The organism is Acinetobacter sp. 1124_18A, from assembly GCF_052824995.1.
Genome location: NZ_VTDF01000003.1, coordinates 97,462 through 114,244, shown reverse-complemented (window position 1 = coordinate 114,244; position 16,783 = coordinate 97,462). Strand labels below are relative to the sequence as shown.

General features: G+C 38.2%; 15 protein-coding genes. 11 read left to right on the top strand and 4 right to left on the bottom strand.

All coding sequences use genetic code 11. From position 1 onward, the window contains the following. Positions 1-204 precede the first annotated feature (204 nt). From FY048_RS08180 to astE, 7 genes are all read left to right on the top strand, one after another. On the top strand, positions 205-1,638 hold the full coding sequence (locus FY048_RS08180) for an amino acid permease (RefSeq protein ID WP_446090795.1): 1,434 nt from the start codon (positions 205-207) through the stop codon (positions 1,636-1,638). Positions 1,639-2,669: 1,031 nt separating this feature from the next. Next, complete coding sequence (locus FY048_RS08175; RefSeq protein WP_004639628.1) at positions 2,670-3,941, top strand: Glu/Leu/Phe/Val family dehydrogenase; 1,272 nt, start codon at positions 2,670-2,672, stop codon at positions 3,939-3,941. Between the two features lie 136 nt (positions 3,942-4,077). Further along, positions 4,078-5,292, top strand: a complete 1,215-nt coding sequence (locus tag FY048_RS08170) for a bifunctional succinylornithine transaminase/acetylornithine transaminase (RefSeq protein WP_446090794.1) — start codon at positions 4,078-4,080, stop codon at positions 5,290-5,292. An 18-nt stretch (positions 5,293-5,310) separates the two neighbouring features. Next, positions 5,311-6,342 carry an arginine N-succinyltransferase gene (astA, locus tag FY048_RS08165; RefSeq protein ID WP_446090793.1) on the top strand — a complete coding sequence of 344 codons (1,032 nt, stop codon included), beginning with the start codon at positions 5,311-5,313 and terminating at the stop codon, positions 6,340-6,342. Beyond that, a complete protein-coding gene (gene astD / locus FY048_RS08160; protein ID WP_446090792.1) occupies positions 6,342-7,811 on the top strand; it encodes a succinylglutamate-semialdehyde dehydrogenase in 1,470 nt (489 codons plus the stop codon). The genes astA and astD overlap by 1 nt, the downstream gene beginning before the upstream one ends. A 17-nt stretch (positions 7,812-7,828) precedes the next feature. Next, positions 7,829-9,172 carry an N-succinylarginine dihydrolase gene (gene astB / locus FY048_RS08155; protein WP_016140063.1) on the top strand — a complete coding sequence of 448 codons (1,344 nt, stop codon included), beginning with the start codon at positions 7,829-7,831 and terminating at the stop codon, positions 9,170-9,172. A gap of 12 nt (positions 9,173-9,184) precedes the next feature. Beyond that, positions 9,185-10,159, top strand: coding sequence for a succinylglutamate desuccinylase (gene astE / locus FY048_RS08150; protein WP_446090791.1), 975 nt, complete (start codon positions 9,185-9,187; stop codon positions 10,157-10,159). Between the two features lie 60 nt (positions 10,160-10,219). Here astE and FY048_RS08145 read toward each other — a convergent pair whose 3' ends face one another. Then, positions 10,220-11,053, bottom strand: coding sequence for a hypothetical protein (locus FY048_RS08145; RefSeq protein ID WP_446090790.1), 834 nt, complete (start codon positions 11,051-11,053; stop codon positions 10,220-10,222). A 561-nt stretch (positions 11,054-11,614) separates the two neighbouring features. Between FY048_RS08145 and FY048_RS08140 the strand changes: the two genes are divergently transcribed. Together FY048_RS08140 and FY048_RS08135 are read left to right on the top strand one after the other, a co-directional pair. Continuing rightward, positions 11,615-11,923, top strand: coding sequence for a hypothetical protein (locus FY048_RS08140; protein ID WP_446090789.1), 309 nt, complete (start codon positions 11,615-11,617; stop codon positions 11,921-11,923). Positions 11,924-11,958: 35 nt separating this feature from the next. After that, positions 11,959-13,314 (top strand): S8 family peptidase, encoded by a 1,356-nt coding sequence (locus FY048_RS08135; RefSeq protein ID WP_446090788.1) that lies wholly within the window; start codon positions 11,959-11,961, stop codon positions 13,312-13,314. A 103-nt stretch (positions 13,315-13,417) separates the two neighbouring features. Here FY048_RS08135 and FY048_RS08130 read toward each other — a convergent pair whose 3' ends face one another. The 3 genes from FY048_RS08130 to FY048_RS08120 form a co-directional block, all read right to left on the bottom strand. Next, complete coding sequence (locus FY048_RS08130; protein ID WP_446090787.1) at positions 13,418-13,855, bottom strand: hypothetical protein; 438 nt, start codon at positions 13,853-13,855, stop codon at positions 13,418-13,420. Between the two features lie 96 nt (positions 13,856-13,951). After that, the gene (locus FY048_RS08125; RefSeq protein WP_446090786.1) at positions 13,952-14,371 is read right to left on the bottom strand and encodes a hypothetical protein; all 420 of its coding nucleotides are present in this window, start codon (positions 14,369-14,371) and stop codon (positions 13,952-13,954) included. 148 nt (positions 14,372-14,519) lie between these two features. Then, a complete protein-coding gene (locus tag FY048_RS08120; protein WP_446090785.1) occupies positions 14,520-15,386 on the bottom strand; it encodes a LysR family transcriptional regulator in 867 nt (288 codons plus the stop codon). A 108-nt stretch (positions 15,387-15,494) separates the two neighbouring features. On the opposite strand from FY048_RS08120, the gene FY048_RS08115 reads away from it, so the two are divergent. Continuing rightward, a complete protein-coding gene (locus FY048_RS08115) occupies positions 15,495-16,397 on the top strand; it encodes a DMT family transporter (RefSeq protein ID WP_446090784.1) in 903 nt (300 codons plus the stop codon). Between the two features lie 54 nt (positions 16,398-16,451). After that, positions 16,452-16,736: a YciI family protein gene (locus FY048_RS08110; RefSeq protein ID WP_446090783.1), complete on the top strand. Its 285-nt coding sequence runs from the start codon at positions 16,452-16,454 to the stop codon at positions 16,734-16,736. Positions 16,737-16,783: the final 47 nt, after the last annotated feature.

Genomic DNA, 16,783 nt, shown 5'->3' with positions numbered 1-16,783 from the left:
GCTTATATATAAATTATAGAAATAGTATAAGGTTAATTAAAATACATAAATAACTATATTTTTCTATAAGAATTTGTTTTTGTTGTTTATTTTATTTAAAGAGAAAAGGGTTGCTTAAAATAAGTTCACTATTCAAAGATAATTGCATATTTATTTTTTTATCCTAAAATGATTTTTTACTAAATTGTCGTTACAGTTTTTTATATGCAATCATTAAATTATCGGAATAATGATGCATCGCAACATGGAAGTTCTGCACCTTTGAAACGAGCAATGAGTACTCGGCATTTGGTGATGATCTCCCTTGGCGGTGCCATAGGTACAGGTCTTTTTTTAGGGTCGGGTGATGTAATTTCCCAAGCTGGCCCAATTGGCGCAATTATTTCTTATTTTTTAGGCGGTTTAATTGCCTATACCGTGATGTTATGTCTGGGTGAACTTGCAGTACATGTACCAGAATCAGGATCATTTGGTGAGTACGCTCGTCGCTATATTGGTCCGGGCACAGGGTATATGATTACTTGGCTCTATTGGTTAACTTGGACAGCAACTTTAGGAACCGAGTTTACCGCCGCAGCTTTACTGGTTCGAGAGTGGTTTCCCTCTACGTCTGTTTGGGCTTGGACACTATGTTTTGGTGCCTTGGTTTTTTTCCTGAATGTTAGTTCAACACGATTATTTGCTGAGTCAGAGTTTTGGTTGGCACTTGTCAAAGTTGTTACGATTATCTGTTTTATTGGTTTGGGTTTGTTGGCAATTTTTGGTTTTATTCCTTACCACGGACATGAAACTGCACCGTTGTTTGGTAATCTAACTGCTCAAGGTTGGTTTCCGCATGGATTATTCCCAATTTTTGCAACCATGCTGATTGTTAATTTTGCCTTTTCGGGTACCGAATTAATCGGAGTAGCTGCGGGTGAAACTGAAAATCCTGAAAAAACTGTTCCAAAGGCGATTAATGCAGCCATTTGGCGTCTATTAATTTTCTTTGTTGGCACAATTGTTGTAATTAGTTCATTGTTACCATTTCATCTTGCTGGCTTGAGTGGTAATGAAGTAAGTAATAGTCCATTTGTGACTGTGTTTAATTACATTGGTATTCCATATGCAGAAGATATTATTCGCTTTGTAATTATTACGGCTTTACTCTCTGCTGCAAATTCAGGTTTGTTTGCTGCTTCACGTATGATGTGGTCGCTTTCAGTAAAAAACCAGTTACCAAAAATATTTTCAAAACTTACACCTTCAGGAACACCTATTGTGGCTATTGTGGTCACAATGCTGGGCGCTATTCCAGGTTTACTTTCAGAACAGTTTGCACCGGAAACTATTTTTAAAAATTTATTAGGTGTTGCTGCTTTTACAATGGTTGTAGTGTGGATTGCAATTTGCGTATCTCAATTCAATTTCCGTAGGCAGTGGTATAAATCTGGTAAAACTGCAAAAGATTTACGTTTTGCTGCTCCTTTGTTTCCTTTGACGCCAATTGTGGGCGGTCTGTTCTGTGCTATTACTTGTATTAGTATGGTGGTGGATCCTTCGATGCGGGTCGGCTTTATCTGTTGTGTTGTTTTTATTATTTTATGTTATGCGAGCTACTTTATTTTTTATCACAAGAAAGATGTGGTGCAGAGCTAAGCAAAGTATGCTTTTACAAGCGTAGTCAAAAGGTCCCATTTGGGGCCTTTTTTATGGTCTGTAGGAAATTAAAAGAAAGGGACTTTATATATTTTTTTTAAAAATGAATTTTTATTTTTAATCATGGAAACAAATGTTGTTTTATAAATTTACCATTGATCGGATTTTTATTAATATTTATTTATTATAAATATTTGATTAAGTCTATGTTTAGTCTTGTTATTTAATAAGGTGGTGTTTTTAGTTTTTTGGAATAGAGGGGTGGAATAGGATTAATATGGATTTAATGTGGAGAATAGATAATTTTTTGATGGTTTTTGAAAAGATTGAATTTTATAACTAGTTGTTATTTATAATTAAAAATATTTACATTTTTTATATTTATGGAAGTTTATTTTCTATAAGTTTTTTTTATTAGAGTTAAGGTTTTTTTAATATTTGTTGTTTTTTTATTATAAAAGACAGTACGATTTGATTATTTTTTCTCTGCTTATTTATTTTAAAATGTTCTAAATGAGCGTGCTCTGTGCTATATTTATTGGAAGATTTTATATCTATGTTTCGGCTTAATTTTAAGCAGTATGTATGGAAATAATTAATCTGTAGCATTATTGAACAAAGTTTATTTTTAAAAAGACTAATGGAGGGATCTATCGATTAGTCAAAAATAATTTTATGGACTCATGATTTTTGTAAATCATAGTTCTTTTTAACTCCCAAACGGTTATGTCGCTTCTTTTGTATTCATATTTCAGCCGGCTGGTTTAGTGGGTTGTGGTTAGTTTTTGCTTTTATAAAGCTATCTTTATAAACAGTAATTTAGACAAAAGAAAACTTGTAAAAGATATCGATATATAAAAGTAGATCATACTTTTAGTATCAACAAATGGAATTTAAAAAGTCTGATGCTTTAGAAGGGCAGAAGATTTGGTAAATAAACTAAGGCATTGTTATTTCAAAGTTTTAGTTGATAAATAATAAAGATTGCAGATTTATCAAATCTGAATCTATGAAGGTATATAGGAAAAAAGATGGCAGATCTTTCATACGTAAATGAACACAGCGATGCTTGGCAAACTTACTTGGCACAAATTGACCGTGTTGCTCCATATTTAGGTCACTTGGAAGAGTATATCGATACTTTAAAACGCCCAAAACGTGCGCTTATTGTAGACGTGCCAATTGTAATGGACGACGGTTCTATCCAGCACTTTGAAGGCTACCGTGTACAACACAACTTGTCTCGTGGTCCTGGTAAAGGTGGTGTTCGTTACCATCCAAATGTTGATTTGAACGAAGTGATGGCATTGTCTGCATGGATGACAATTAAAACTGCTGTTTTGAACTTGCCATTTGGCGGTGCAAAAGGTGGTATCCGTGTTGATCCGCGTAAATTATCAAATCGTGAATTAGAGCGTTTGACTCGTCGTTATACGACTGAAATCGGTCACATTATCGGGCCTCAAAAAGATATCCCTGCTCCAGACGTTGGTACAAATGCCAATATTATGGGTTGGATGATGGATACTTATTCTACGAGCCAAGGTTACACGGTAACAGGTGTTGTAACTGGTAAACCAGTTCACTTAGGTGGTTCTTTAGGTCGTGTAAAAGCGACTGGTCGTGGTGTATTTGTTACAGGCCGCGAAGTAGCTGCAAAAATCAATTTACCAATTGAAGGCGCAAAAATCGCTATTCAAGGTTTTGGTAACGTTGGTAGTGAAGCTGCTTTCTTGTTTGTTGAATCAAAAGCGAAAGTTACACACGTTCAAGACCATACAGGCACTATTTTCAATGCTGACGGTATTGATCTTGAAGCGTTACGTGATCACGTAAATGCAAATCAAGGTGTTGGCGGCTTCGCTGGCGCGCAATCAATTGCTGATGAAGATTTCTGGACAGCAGAAGTTGACATTATTGTTCCTGCTGCATTGGAAGGTCAAATCACTGTTGAACGTGCTGAAAAACTTAAAGCTAAGTTGATTTTAGAAGGCGCAAACGGCCCGACTTATCCTAAAGCTGAAGATGTGTTAGTTGAGCGTGGCATTGTTGTAGTACCTGACGTTGTATGTAACGCCGGCGGTGTAACTGTAAGTTACTTCGAATGGGTTCAAGACATGGCGAGCTACTTCTGGACCGAAGAAGAAATCAATGAGCGTTTAGACAAATTGATGGTTCAAGCTATGGATGACGTTTGGAATGCAGCGAACAGCAACGCTTGTACTTTACGTACAGCAGCTTACATCTTGGCATGTGAGCGTATTTTAAAAGCTCGTAAAGAGCGCGGTATTTTCCCAGGCTAATCTGCGGAAATTACTTTTAGAAAAAGTGGTCTGAGCAAATACAAAGGATGTTATAGGGTTTATTTGTTCAGTCCCTTTTTCTGAATTATTAAAATTTAAGTGATATCGAATATATTAAATAAATACTGAGGTAAGCATGGAACAGCCAATTTCTGTAACTCGAAGCAACTTTAACGACTGGATGGTTCCAGTTTTTGCACCGGCAAATTTCATTCCTGTACGTGGTGAAGGTTCGCGTATCTGGGATCAAGAAAATAAAGAATATATTGATTTTGCAGGCGGGATTGCAGTAAACGCATTAGGTCATGCGCATCCAGTGGCAGTAAATGCTTTAACAGAACAAGCAAAAAAACTTTGGCATGTGGGCAATGGTTATACAAATGAACCTGTTCTACGCCTTGCAAAACAACTCACTGAAAATACATTTGCAGACAAAGTTTTCTTCTGTAACTCAGGTGCTGAAGCGAACGAAGCGGCACTAAAACTTGCACGTAAAGTGGGTTTAGATAGTGGTGTTGCTGGTAAAAGTGGCATTGTGGCATTTAATAATGCTTTCCATGGTCGTACTTTATTTACCGTTTCAGCGGGTGGTCAACCTAAATATTCACAAGACTTTGCACCACTTCCAAACGGAATTAACCACGTTGCCTTTAACGATTTAGAAGCTGCAAAAGCGGTGATTAATGAGCAAACGTGTGCAGTCATTGTTGAACCGATACAAGGTGAAGGCGGCGTTATTCCTGCTGACATCGAATTTTTAAAAGGTTTGCGTGCACTGTGTGATCAGTTTGGTGCCTTACTTATTTTTGATGAAGTACAAACGGGTGTAGGCCGTACCGGTGCGCTTTATGCATATATGAACTCTGGTGTTATTCCAGATGTGTTAACGACTGCAAAAGCATTAGGTGGTGGTTTCCCCGTCGGTGCAATGTTAACAACAGATAAATTTGCTCCGCATTTTTCAGTCGGTACACACGGTACGACTTACGGTGGTAACCCGTTAGCAAGTGCAGTTGCAGGTGCAGTATTCGAGTTTATTAATACACCTGAAGTACTTGAAGGCGTGAAACATCGTTATCAATATTTCCTTGATGCACTAAATGCATTAAACGCTGAACATCAGATTTTTGAAGAAATTCGTGGTCAAGGTTTACTGATTGGCTGTGAATTAAAAGCTGAGTATGCAGGGAAAGCTAAAGATATTACGACTTGGGCTGGTGAAGAAGGCTTACTTGCTTTAATTGCAGGCCCGAATGTGGTTCGTTTTACTCCGTCGCTTATCATTCCTGAACAAGATATTGATGAAGGAATTGCTCGTTTAAAAAGAGCATTGGCAAAATTGGCTAAATAAAAAAAAGGAAAGCTAGCCATGATGATCGTCCGTCATGCCGAGTTTCGAGACCTTGAAGATATTTATAAATTAGCGGGTAAGTCGGGTGTAGGCCTGACTTCCTTGCCACAAAATATGGATACACTTTCGGCTCGAATTTCACGTACTCGCAATACTTTAAATGGCAATGTCCATAAAAGTGAACAAGGCTATCTGTTTGTTCTTGAAGACACAGAAGCTCAACGTGTTATTGGTTTAAGTGCAATTGAAGTTGCTGTAGGACTCATTGAACCTTGGTACAACTTTCATGTTGGTACTCAAGTACACGCTTCAAAAGCCTTAAACGTTTATAAGTCATTACCTACCTTATTTTTGAGTAATGACAGAACGGGTAGTAGCGAACTCTGTACATTATTTTTAGATCCAGAGCGTCGTGAAAACCAAAACGGTAAATTCTTATCGAAAATCCGTTTTATGTTTATTGCTGCTTTTAAGCAATATTTTGAGAAAAAGTTAATTGCTGAAATGCGTGGTTTCTCAGACGAAAATGGATGTTCTCCGTTTTGGGATGCGATTGGTCACCACTTCTTTAATATGGATTTCTCAACAGCAGACTATTTGAGTGGAATTGGGCAAAAAGTATTTATTGCAGAGCTTATGCCACGTTTTCCAGTCTATGTAGATCTCTTGCCAAAAGACGCGCAAGAGGTAATTGGGAAAATGCATCCACATACTCTGCCTGCTTATCATGTGCTTGAGTCGGAAGGCTTACGTTATCAAGGATATGTCGATATTTTTGATGCGGGTCCAACCATTGAAGCCAATATTGATGAATTGCGCGCAGTAAAAGAAAGTCAGTTCTTAAACGTCAAAATTACAAGTGAAGCTGCGGTCGGTAAGACCCAATATCTCGTTGCCAATGATAATTATCATGACTATAAGGCAATGTTAATGAAGCTTGATCTTGTTGATAAAACTATAAATTTAACAGATGAACAAGCTGAAAAACTCGGTGTACAAGAAGGTCACGTTGTTCGTGTGTTATCACTAAATCCAATGGAAGTATCCTGATGTCAAACTCTTTATTTATAAACGGTGTCTGGTTACAAGGCAGCGGCACAACATTTGAAAAAACAAATCCAGTTGATAACCAAACTGTATGGTCGGGTGCTGAGGCAACTGCTGCTGATGTAGAGCAAGCTTGTCAGGCAGCGCGTACTGCATTTCCAGCATGGGCACGTTTACCACTTGTAGAACGTGTAGCGATTGTTGAAAAATTTGCGGCTTTGCTTGAAGAAAATAAAAAGCATTTAGCAGAAGTGATTAGCCAAGAAACCAGTAAGCCATTTTGGGAAACATTAACTGAAGTTCAGTCAATGATTGGCAAAGTTGCAATTTCAATCCGTGCTTATCATCAGCGTACAGGTGAAAGCTCAACTGAAATGGCCGATGGCGTAGCATCTTTACGTCACCGTCCGCATGGTGTGCTTGCAGTTTTCGGTCCATATAACTTCCCGGGCCATTTACCAAATGGGCATATTGTTCCTGCGTTACTTGCAGGCAATACCGTGGTATTTAAACCAAGTGAATTAACGCCTTGGACTGCTGAAGAAACTGTGAAACTTTGGCAGCAAGCTGGTTTGCCAAATGGTGTGATGAATTTGGTGCAAGGTGGTCGTACCACTGGTGAAGCGCTAGCTGCTTCACATGAAATTGATGGTTTATTGTTTACCGGAAGTGCAAACACAGGCTATCACTTGCATAAGCAAATGGCGGGTGCTCCTGAGAAAATCCTTGCGCTTGAAATGGGCGGCAATAATGCATTGATTATTGATGAAATTATTGATGTCGATGCTGTGGTTAATCTCACTATTCAATCTGCATTTGTTTCGGCGGGTCAGCGTTGTACATGTGCACGCCGTATCTTGGTAAAAAATGGCGCAGAAGGTGATGCATTTATTCAACGTTTTGTTGAGGTTGCTAAAAACCTAAAAGTTGGTCGTTGGAACGATGAACAACAACCATTTATGGGTGGCGTTATCTCGTCAGTTGCTGCAACAAACATGATGCTTGCTCAGCAAAAATTGCTTGAGCTTGGGGCAAAAAGCTTGTTGCTAATGACACGTCCACAAGAAGATAGTTCGTTACTTACGCCAGGCATTGTTGATGTAACAGGCGTGACAGATATTCCAGATGAAGAATATTTTGGTCCACTTACGACAATTCAGCGTTATGACAACTTTGATGAAGCATTAAAAATTGCGAATGCAACTCGCTTTGGTTTGTCTGTTGGTCTAGTTTCACCAAAACGTGAACTATTTGATCAAGTACTTATTGAAGCGCGTGCTGGTATTGTGAACTGGAATAAGCCATTAACAGGTGCTTCAAGTGCTGCACCATTTGGTGGTGTCGGAGCATCTGGTAACCACCGCGCAAGTGCTTTTTATGCAGCTGATTATTGTGCTTGGCCAATGGCTTCACTTGAAAGTGACAGCTTAACCTTACCAGAAAAATTATCTCCAGGGATTGTGTTGCCTTAAACACTAGGGAAAGAAAAATGAAAGGATATGAAGTAAATTTCGATGGTTTAGTGGGTCCAACACATCACTACGCGGGCTTGTCGTTTGGTAATGAAGCATCGACAAAAAACCGTAATAATGCCTCGAATCCAAAATTAGCAGCCAAACAAGGCTTGTTAAAGATGAAAGCCTTGGCTGATCTGGGCATGAAACAAGGTGTGCTTGTTCCACATGAGCGTCCACATGTTCCAATGTTACGCCGTTTAGGTTTTACAGGAGATGACATTAGCGTTGTTGCTCAAGCAATGCGTCATTCACCTGAACTATTATCATCGTTAAGTTCAGCTTCGCCAATGTGGACTGCAAATGCGGCAACTGTTTCACCTTCGGCAGATAGCCAAGATGAACGCGTGCATTTTACCGCAGCAAACCTGAATAATAAGTTTCACCGCTCAATTGAAGCTGAAACTACAAGTCAGGTCCTTCAAGCGATCTTTAAAAATGAACGTCATTTTGTTCATCATGAAGCGTTGCCACAAGTGGCTTTGTTTGGTGATGAAGGTGCAGCAAATCACAATCGTTTAGGCGGTGATTATGCTAAACGTGGAGTTCAAGTTTTCGTTTATGGTCAACAACATTTAAATAATGGTTTACCGGGACCAAAACGCTATCCAGCTCGTCAGACACGTGAAGCAAGTGAAGCAATTGCACGTTTGCATCGTTTAGATGATGCACATACCGTTTTTGTTCAACAAAATCCGGATGTAATTGATCAAGGCGTTTTCCATAACGATGTGATCGCGGTAAGTAACCAACAGGTTTTATTCCATCATCAACATGCCTTTTTAAATCAAGATCAAGCTTTTGCTGAAATTCGTCAAAAAATGGCAAGCATCGGTGAAGATTTTATTTCGATTGAAGTGCCTGAAAACCGCGTTACCGTTGATGATGCCGTAGCAACTTATTTATTTAATAGCCAGATTTTGACTCGTCCAGATGGTGGAATGACCATTGTCGTACCGGAAGAGTCTCGCCAGAATAAGGCAGTTTGGGGTTATCTGAACGATATGGTTCAGATGGGTACACCAATTGATGCTATTCAGGTATATGACTTACGTGAAAGTATGCGTAATGGTGGTGGTCCTGCATGTTTACGTTTACGCGTAGCTTTAAACGAAACTGAGTTAAATGCTGTAAATCCAAAAGTATTAATGAATGATCAATTGTTTGGCACACTCAATCAATGGGTGGATAAACACTATCGTGATCGTTTAGCACAAGAAGATTTAGCAGATCCGCATTTACTCATGGAAAGCCGTATGGCGCTCGATGAGCTGACTAAAATTTTAGGTTTAGGTTCGGTTTATCCTTTCCAAAAATAATGAGGAGGTGACATGCAAGATTTTCTAGCATTAACCTTACAAGGTGAGCAGCCTACAACATGTGAAGGAAAACAAGATAATTTTTCTTGGCGTTGGTTAGGTGAGGGACTTCTTGAATGTACGCCAAATGCACAGTACGACAAAGCCGTCGTACTGTCAGCTGGCGTACATGGTAATGAAACAGCACCAATTGAATTGTTATCTCATCTTTGCACAGATTTATTTACGGGACGTTTAAACCTTGCTGTGAGATTGCTGTTTGTATTGGGTAACCCCTATGCAATGCGTCAAGGTAAGCGTTATGTGCATGACGATGTAAACCGAATGTTTTGTGGTGGATATAAAACTCTACCTGTGACTGAAGAATCAAAGCGTGCTGAAGTTTTAGAGCAAGTTGTCACGACTTTTTTTCAGGAAAGTTCAAGCCAAGCAAAACGTTATCACTATGATTTGCATACAGCAATTCGTGCTTCATTATTACCAACATTTGCTTTATTTCCCTATCAAACGCATGCTTATGATGCAGATTTGACAGCGAGCCTTGAAGCAGCCGATTTGGATGCTTTGGTTTACCACAATTCGGTCGGTAAAACCTTTACGCATTTTACCAGTGAAAATTTTAAAGCTGCGAGCGCAACTTTAGAGTTAGGCAAAGCCTTACCATTTGGACAAAATGACTTGAGCCAGTTTGCTGCAATTGATGAAGTTATTCGTCATGTGGTTTCTGAGCAAGCCTTGCCTCCGCGAAATAAAACAAAAATTCGGGTCTTTAAAGTATCGGACTCTTTAATTAAAAAAGACGAAGATTTTCAGATGAACTTATCGGCTGAGGCTCCAAATTTTTCGACTTTTACCAAAGGTGAAATTATTGCGACTCAACCTTCTGGCAATTATGTTGTTGAGCAAGATCAAGTCTGGATTTTATTTCCAAATCCAAATGTGAAACTTGGCTTGCGTGCAGGTTTGGTTTTAACTGAAACCAGCTGAACATTTGATTTTTAAGAAATAAAAAAGGGCAATTAACTGCCCTTTTTTATGTATAAGCTATTAGTTCGTACCGAAAAGACCTTTAATCCAAGATTTCTTTTCTGCTTTTTGTGTAGACGTTTGAGCACCAGCGTTTATATTTGCGTTTGTGTTAACTCCAACAGGGCCAACGTTAACACCAACATTTACACCAGTTTGAGCATTAATTGCATGTGCTGGTTCAGCTGCATTCAACTGTGCTTGGGCATCAGCTTTTGTGTCTGCAACAAATTCTTTTTGCTCAGCTTGGTTTTGAGCTACACGAGTTTTTACTGCATCTACATGAGCTTGAGCATCAGCTTGTTTTTCAGCAGTAAATTCTTTTTGGTCAGCTTGGTTTCCAGCAACTTTAGTTTTTACAGCGTCAAAACCTGCTTTTGTATCAGCTTTAGCTTCAACTGCTAGATTTTTAGTACCGTTTGCAGCTTTAGTCGCTACATTTTTAGTACCTGTTACTGCTTCGGTAGCAAAATGTTTAGTACCAGTTGCAGCTTTAGTTGCTACATTTTTAGTACCTGTCGCAGCTTCGGTAGCAAAGTGTTTAGTACCAGTTACAGCTTCAGTTGCTAAGTGTTTAGTACCTGTCGCAGCTTTAGAAGAAAGTTCAGTCACTTTTCCTGTTGTTTTTTTAGTTGCTTTAACCGTAGTGTCAGCAGCAACATGACCAGCATGCTTTGCTGTGCTACCTACAGTGTGTGCAGTATTTTTGACTGTGTTGGCTACGCCACTAACAAGACCGCCCGGTTGTACATTTACTTGAGCAGAAGCATCTGCATTAACGCCCGCACTTTGTGCAAAAATAGAAGCAGAAGCAAGAACACTTGCAGTAACGATAGCTGTTTTCATCATTTTCATTGCGATATCCTTCAAAGAATATACCTTTTTAGTGAGGTATTTCATAAATGCAAACGAATCATAGCCAAGAGAATATGGATTTGGGAACTGACTTCATCAAAACGTTACAACAGTGTTACGTTGAGTAAACAGACTAGGGATGAATTGTGGAGATTAATAAAAATTAATAATAAAGTGAAAAAGAACATTTATTTATTAGAAATTCTAATTAAGAAAAATTAGCTCTTATTTTTTCATTTGGGGTTTTCGAATTTATCCTCTATATCTTTAAATGTGATGTAAATCTCATTATTTATTGGGGTAAACGGCATAGTTATTGCTTATTATGAGAATAAGTCGCTTTTTAGCACTCTTTTGAACCATCTTCTGCCAGAAATATAAACGTACAGGGCAGAACTGTATTTTTGCTTATTCGGGATAAAGTTATTCTAACTTTTTAGTGGTTATGTATTTCATTAAATAGACTTTTCACATGAAAAATATATTAAGAAATGCTGCTTTATTTCAAATAATCAAAAATAAAAATAGATATCTATAAACAAAAAAACAGAGATATGACAGATGAAAATTATTGCTTCCCTTCTTGTAATAGTCGGCTTGGTCGCCGTTGTCCTTTATTTAAAGCCCACAAGTGGTGCATCTGATGTGTTTAATTCTGCTTTACATGAGTCGAATTCGTCACAACCAGACACATCGTCTTTTCTTTCTAAACTTAAGGAGCCTACTCAACCTAAAAATCTATCTCAACATTTTACTCATCCACAATCGGTATCAGCTGATACTGTTCCTTTTTATGACACAAAAAGTGATCTTTCTATTCAACCGATTGATCCAGAAAAAGATCCAGCAAATGAAATAAAAGCGAAATAAGTAAATTGTTAGTTGAAAAACTACGGAGAAAAATAATGCAAAGTAAAACGTTATTTCTATTAGGTCTATGTACGATTTTAAGTACAACTGCATCAGCTCTCCCTTTAGATTCTAAAGGTGCTAAACAGCGATTAAATCAGGCAGCAAAACAAAAAGTATTTCAGGGTAAAATCGATTTAGATGCCTTGGTGAATAATGATTCGAATGATTTAATTGTTGAATACAATATTGCTTCGGTGAGCGTGCCTTCCGGGTTAGAACGGCGAAGTTATATTGCAACAAATAAGAAAAATTTACAGGCAAGGTTTAACCGTGCTGGTGGTGTTCAAGTACTTCGAGACTACAATAACTTGCCTTTAGCTTTTTATCGGATTAGTAACCGCGAAGCTTTGGTCTCTTTACTCAATGACCCTAACGTTAAAGCGGTTTATCCAAATCGTATTAATCAAACCGCGACCAATGAAAGTTTACCTTTAATTAATCAACCACAAGCAAATGCCAATGGTTTCACTGGTGAAGGCTCTAGTGTGGCCGTGATTGATACTGGGGTGAATTATCTTCACTCTGATTTTGGGTGTACGGCAGTAAACACACCATCAAACACTTGTCGGGTGGTTTATTCATTTGATAGTGCACCAGATGATGGCACTTTAGATGATGATGGGCATGGTAGTAATGTTTCAGGCATTGTGTCCAAGGTTGCCACCAAGACTAAAATTATTGGTATTGATACCTTTCGACGTGTTCGGGTAAATGGTCAGTGGAGTAGTACTGCTTATGACAGCGATATTCTGGCGGCTTTAAACTGGACTGCAAATAATGCTCAGACTTATAACATTAAAGCGGTGAATTTAAGCCTTGGTGTGCCAGGTGTTAAATACACTTCAGAATGTAGTAATAGCAGTTATGCAACAGCATTTGCTAATGCGCGAGCTGCTGGTGTGGTTCCGGTTGTAGCTTCAGGCAATGATGCATTTTCAGATGGAATTTCATCTCCTGCCTGTGTTGCTGGTGCAGTAAGAGTTGGTGCTGTTTATGACAGCAATATTGGAGGAGTGTCATGGGGAAATCCAGTGAAATGTTCTGACCCAACAACAGCAGCAGATAAAGTAGCGTGCTTCAGTAATGGGGGTAGCCTTGTGACTTTATTGGCACCCGGAGCAATGATTACCGCGGGTGGTTACACCATGGGCGGTACATCTCAAGCGACACCGCATGTGGCAGGTGCGATTGCTTTATTGCGAGCGAATAGCGTGAGTCCAACAGAAAGTATTGATCAAACCATTAGCCGTTTAAAAACGACAGGTAAACCAATTACTGACTCAAGAACGGGCTTGGTTTTCCCACGTATTGATTTACTGACAGCAACAAATGGCTTGATTGCTAATTAAATAGCTTATTTATAATTTTTTAAATTAGGTCCAATAAATTTTTAAAATAGCTATAACCCGTTGCAGAAGGTAGCTTTTGCAACGGGCTTTCTATGGAAGAGTATTACTTACACTTTTCTAAATTTGCTGGATTAAAGTTATTTTGGAGTTTTTTGAAATTATTCTGAATTTCTGGATCTTGAATGTTAAAAGTGGTCGAGCTTTTGGTTGTAGAGTTAGTTGCCTGATTTAATATGCCTGATTCATCAGGGTATTGTTGTGTAAATGAGGTGGCTGAAATGAGACGACCTTTATCATTAAATACCCAGTGTTCGGTAACGTGTCCGCCCCCTAAATATCCCGTAAATTCAATCATACAAGCTTGCTTATCTTGTTTAATGAGTTTGGCTACATTACCTGTAGTCGATGGATAAGCTTCAATATTCGTATCTTGCTCTAAAACTTGTGCTGAAGAATAAGACGAAGAAGGAGGTGCAGAGGTCGCACATGCAGTTAATGCTAAGCAGCATAGTGATGAAAAGAGAAGTTTTTGACTATTCATAAGGCAGATTCCTAGCTCTTTATAGTTGATGATCATTAGTTCTAGTTGAATATCTGTATTTATAAAAGCGCGAAGTTATCACGCTGTCCAAGCAAATTAGTTCGTTGTTGTGCTCGATTTACTTAACTGACCTTGCTCTATCGGAATGCTTTCACCATTTCGGCTACTGGTAATATTTTGCTTCGCCTGATCTATTTTATTTTCTGTAAAAGCTTTGGCTGTATCTGCTTTTTGCTGAACGACTTCTGCTTTTTTAGCCGTAAATTCTTTGGTGTTTTGCCATTTTTCACTAATTTTATTTGAGGTCTTTTCAGAAGCTCCTTGAATAGAGTCTCCTAAATTTTGTATGCCTTTTCCAGTTTTATATAACAATACACGACCTAAACTTGGGTTGTCACCATAAGGTTGTGCTTTAGAGGTTGTTTCACCCACTTGTTGTGGTTGCGTTGTTTCTGCAAATAAGGTTGATGAAGCCAACATAGAGGTCGCAATACATAAAATGTGTATGGTTTTCATTTTGGATAAATCTCCCCAACCAGAATCAAAAGATGAAGTGGTGATCTTACTGTTAAAAATAAAGCTTGTACTGCAATGAGATAAAACCCATACGATTTGATTACGATAAATCATCACTTGATCGCAATAAAGTAATTACCCCAATGGCTCATAAACAAAATTCAGACTTAATTAAGTCTAAAAACATATCTCGAGCTTTATGGTTACTGACATTTTTATGCCAGAAAAATTGATTCTGCATAAAAGCAAGGTGTTCAAATTTATAGCCTCGAATATTGGTTAAATTTTTATATTGTTCATAAATACTCTTCGGTACCAAAGACACACCAGAGCCTGCACTGACGCAACCAATAATAGTGGCGTAACTGGTAATGCTAGTAATTGGAAGTGAAATATTTTTGAGCTTAAGCCATTCTTCAAGAGCTGCTCGGTAAGGACAGCCTTCAGTCCACATAAAAATTTCTTTACCAATCAGGTCTTCTTGGTTGTGGATTTCTCTCAAAGAATGAGATGCAATCAAGACCATTTCTTCTTGATAAATACTAAGTTTATTTAGCATAGGGAACTCAATATTACCCGCGACAATCGCGCCATCAAGTTTATGCTGAGAAATATCAACTAATAGTTGTTTCCATGTACCCGTAATAATTTGAATGGAAACTTCTGGATAACGTTGATGATATTTCGCAAGTAAATTGGGTAGGCGAGTCGTAGCAGAAGATTCAATAGCCCCAATTTTTAATGGACCAGAGGGCGGTGCATCTGGATGAATACTTCGTTTTGCTTCATCACACAGTGCCAAAATTTTATGACAATAATTAAGGAAAATCTCACCAGAAGAAGTGAGTTTTAAACTTTTTCCTTCACGATAAAATAGCGGTGATCCTAGTTCTTCTTCAAGTTGTTTAATGCGTGTTGTAATATTGGATGGTACGCAATGCAGTTGCAGTGATGCCTTAGCCATTGTTCCGCACTCAACCACCGTCTGAAACATTTTTAACTGGGTGATATCCATATTTCATCATTCACTTTTAATGAATATTTGACTCAATATAAGTTAATTTTATTCAACTATCCATGCGCATATGATGAAAGAGTTCCATTTCATTAGTGCAGATTTAACATGGCAATTTCTCTTGCTGCCGAAACCCAGCCTCCCGCATTTAAGCTCTATTTATGTATTGCTGTGACCGTCTTTTGTTGGGGCTATTCACCGATTGGCGTACATAGTGCTTTGCATTCATATACACCGCAGCATATTGCCTTGCTTCGCTTTTTGATTGCATCGTTTTTTTTACTGCTTTTGGTCATGAAAAAAGGCATTCAACCTTTAAAGTGGAAAGAGGCTCCTGCACTTGCTGTATTAGGATTTTTCTCTGTAACTCTGCATCATTTGCTTATAAATACAGGGCAGCAATATGTGAGTGCGGTTGCATCCAGTATTTTGAGTCAATCCATTCCGTTATTTACCTTTATTATTTCAGCTTTGCTTTTTAAAGAAAAAATCAGTTTTAAACAATGGTTATGTATCTTGCTCGGTCTTTGCGGCGCCGTTTTGGTAGTCAGTGGAGATCATGGTTTTGGTGTACCGAGCCCTTATAGTTTATTAATTGTTTTAGCCGCAATTGCATGGGGTCTCTACTTTAATTTATATAAGAAATTTGCTTTAAATTATGATGCCTTGAGCATGATGTGCTACATCATCTGGTTCGGAACCATTCCTTTACTATTTTATAGTGCCAATTTACCTAATGAAATTTTACATGCCACTTGGCAAGCCAATATTTCGGTTATCTTGTTGGGTATTTTCCCAAGTGCAATGGCTTATGTACTTTGGGGATATGTACTTAAAAATATGCCGTTAACGATTGCATCGAATTTTTTATATTGCTCGCCAATTGTTGCCATGAGTTTAGCCGTTGTTTTCTTAAATGAAAAACCATCAATGATGGTGTTGTTAGGTGGAGTGATTATTGTGGGGAGTTTGGTGTGGATGAATTGGGGGAATAGGCGTACGATCGAATAAGCTATCGGTATTTAGCCTTTCTACGTCATATGTTGCTTACTTTAAGAGAATGAGATGATTGTTGTTACTTTGACCTATAAAAAACCATTAGCCGAAGTTGATGCTGTACTCAAAGAGCATATTGCTTTTTTAGATCATTATTATGAGCAAAAGAAGTTTCTGGCATCAGGGCGTCGAGAAAATAGAGTGGGTGGAGTGATTTTAGTTCTAAGCTCTTCGATTCAAGAAGCTAAAGAGATCATGAAAAATGATCCGTTTTATATTCATGATGTGGCTGATTATGATTTTATGTGGTTTGAACCATCGAAAAGTTTAGAAGAAATTAAAGCATTTGTTTAACGTAAAAAATAAAGGGATCTATAGAAGATCCCTTTATTTAGTCATAA

Excerpts from the sequence above, each read along its gene's own strand:
- astE (WP_446090791.1), top strand. The coding sequence starts at position 9,185 with ATGCAAGATTTTCTAGCATTAACCTTACAAGGTGAGCAGCCTACAACA.
- FY048_RS08135 (WP_446090788.1), top strand. The coding sequence starts at position 11,959 with ATGCAAAGTAAAACGTTATTTCTATTAGGTCTATGTACGATTTTAAGT.
- FY048_RS08125 (WP_446090786.1), bottom strand. The coding sequence starts at position 14,371 with ATGAAAACCATACACATTTTATGTATTGCGACCTCTATGTTGGCTTCA.
- FY048_RS08120 (WP_446090785.1), bottom strand. The coding sequence starts at position 15,386 with ATGGATATCACCCAGTTAAAAATGTTTCAGACGGTGGTTGAGTGCGGA.
- FY048_RS08175 (WP_004639628.1), top strand. The coding sequence starts at position 2,670 with ATGGCAGATCTTTCATACGTAAATGAACACAGCGATGCTTGGCAAACT.
- FY048_RS08115 (WP_446090784.1), top strand. The coding sequence starts at position 15,495 with ATGGCAATTTCTCTTGCTGCCGAAACCCAGCCTCCCGCATTTAAGCTC.
- FY048_RS08180 (WP_446090795.1), top strand. The coding sequence starts at position 205 with ATGCAATCATTAAATTATCGGAATAATGATGCATCGCAACATGGAAGT.
- FY048_RS08110 (WP_446090783.1), top strand. The coding sequence starts at position 16,452 with ATGATTGTTGTTACTTTGACCTATAAAAAACCATTAGCCGAAGTTGAT.
- astB (WP_016140063.1), top strand. The coding sequence starts at position 7,829 with ATGAAAGGATATGAAGTAAATTTCGATGGTTTAGTGGGTCCAACACAT.
- FY048_RS08170 (WP_446090794.1), top strand. The coding sequence starts at position 4,078 with ATGGAACAGCCAATTTCTGTAACTCGAAGCAACTTTAACGACTGGATG.
- FY048_RS08130 (WP_446090787.1), bottom strand. The coding sequence starts at position 13,855 with ATGAATAGTCAAAAACTTCTCTTTTCATCACTATGCTGCTTAGCATTA.
- FY048_RS08145 (WP_446090790.1), bottom strand. The coding sequence starts at position 11,053 with ATGAAAATGATGAAAACAGCTATCGTTACTGCAAGTGTTCTTGCTTCT.
- astA (WP_446090793.1), top strand. The coding sequence starts at position 5,311 with ATGATGATCGTCCGTCATGCCGAGTTTCGAGACCTTGAAGATATTTAT.
- astD (WP_446090792.1), top strand. The coding sequence starts at position 6,342 with ATGTCAAACTCTTTATTTATAAACGGTGTCTGGTTACAAGGCAGCGGC.
- FY048_RS08140 (WP_446090789.1), top strand. The coding sequence starts at position 11,615 with ATGAAAATTATTGCTTCCCTTCTTGTAATAGTCGGCTTGGTCGCCGTT.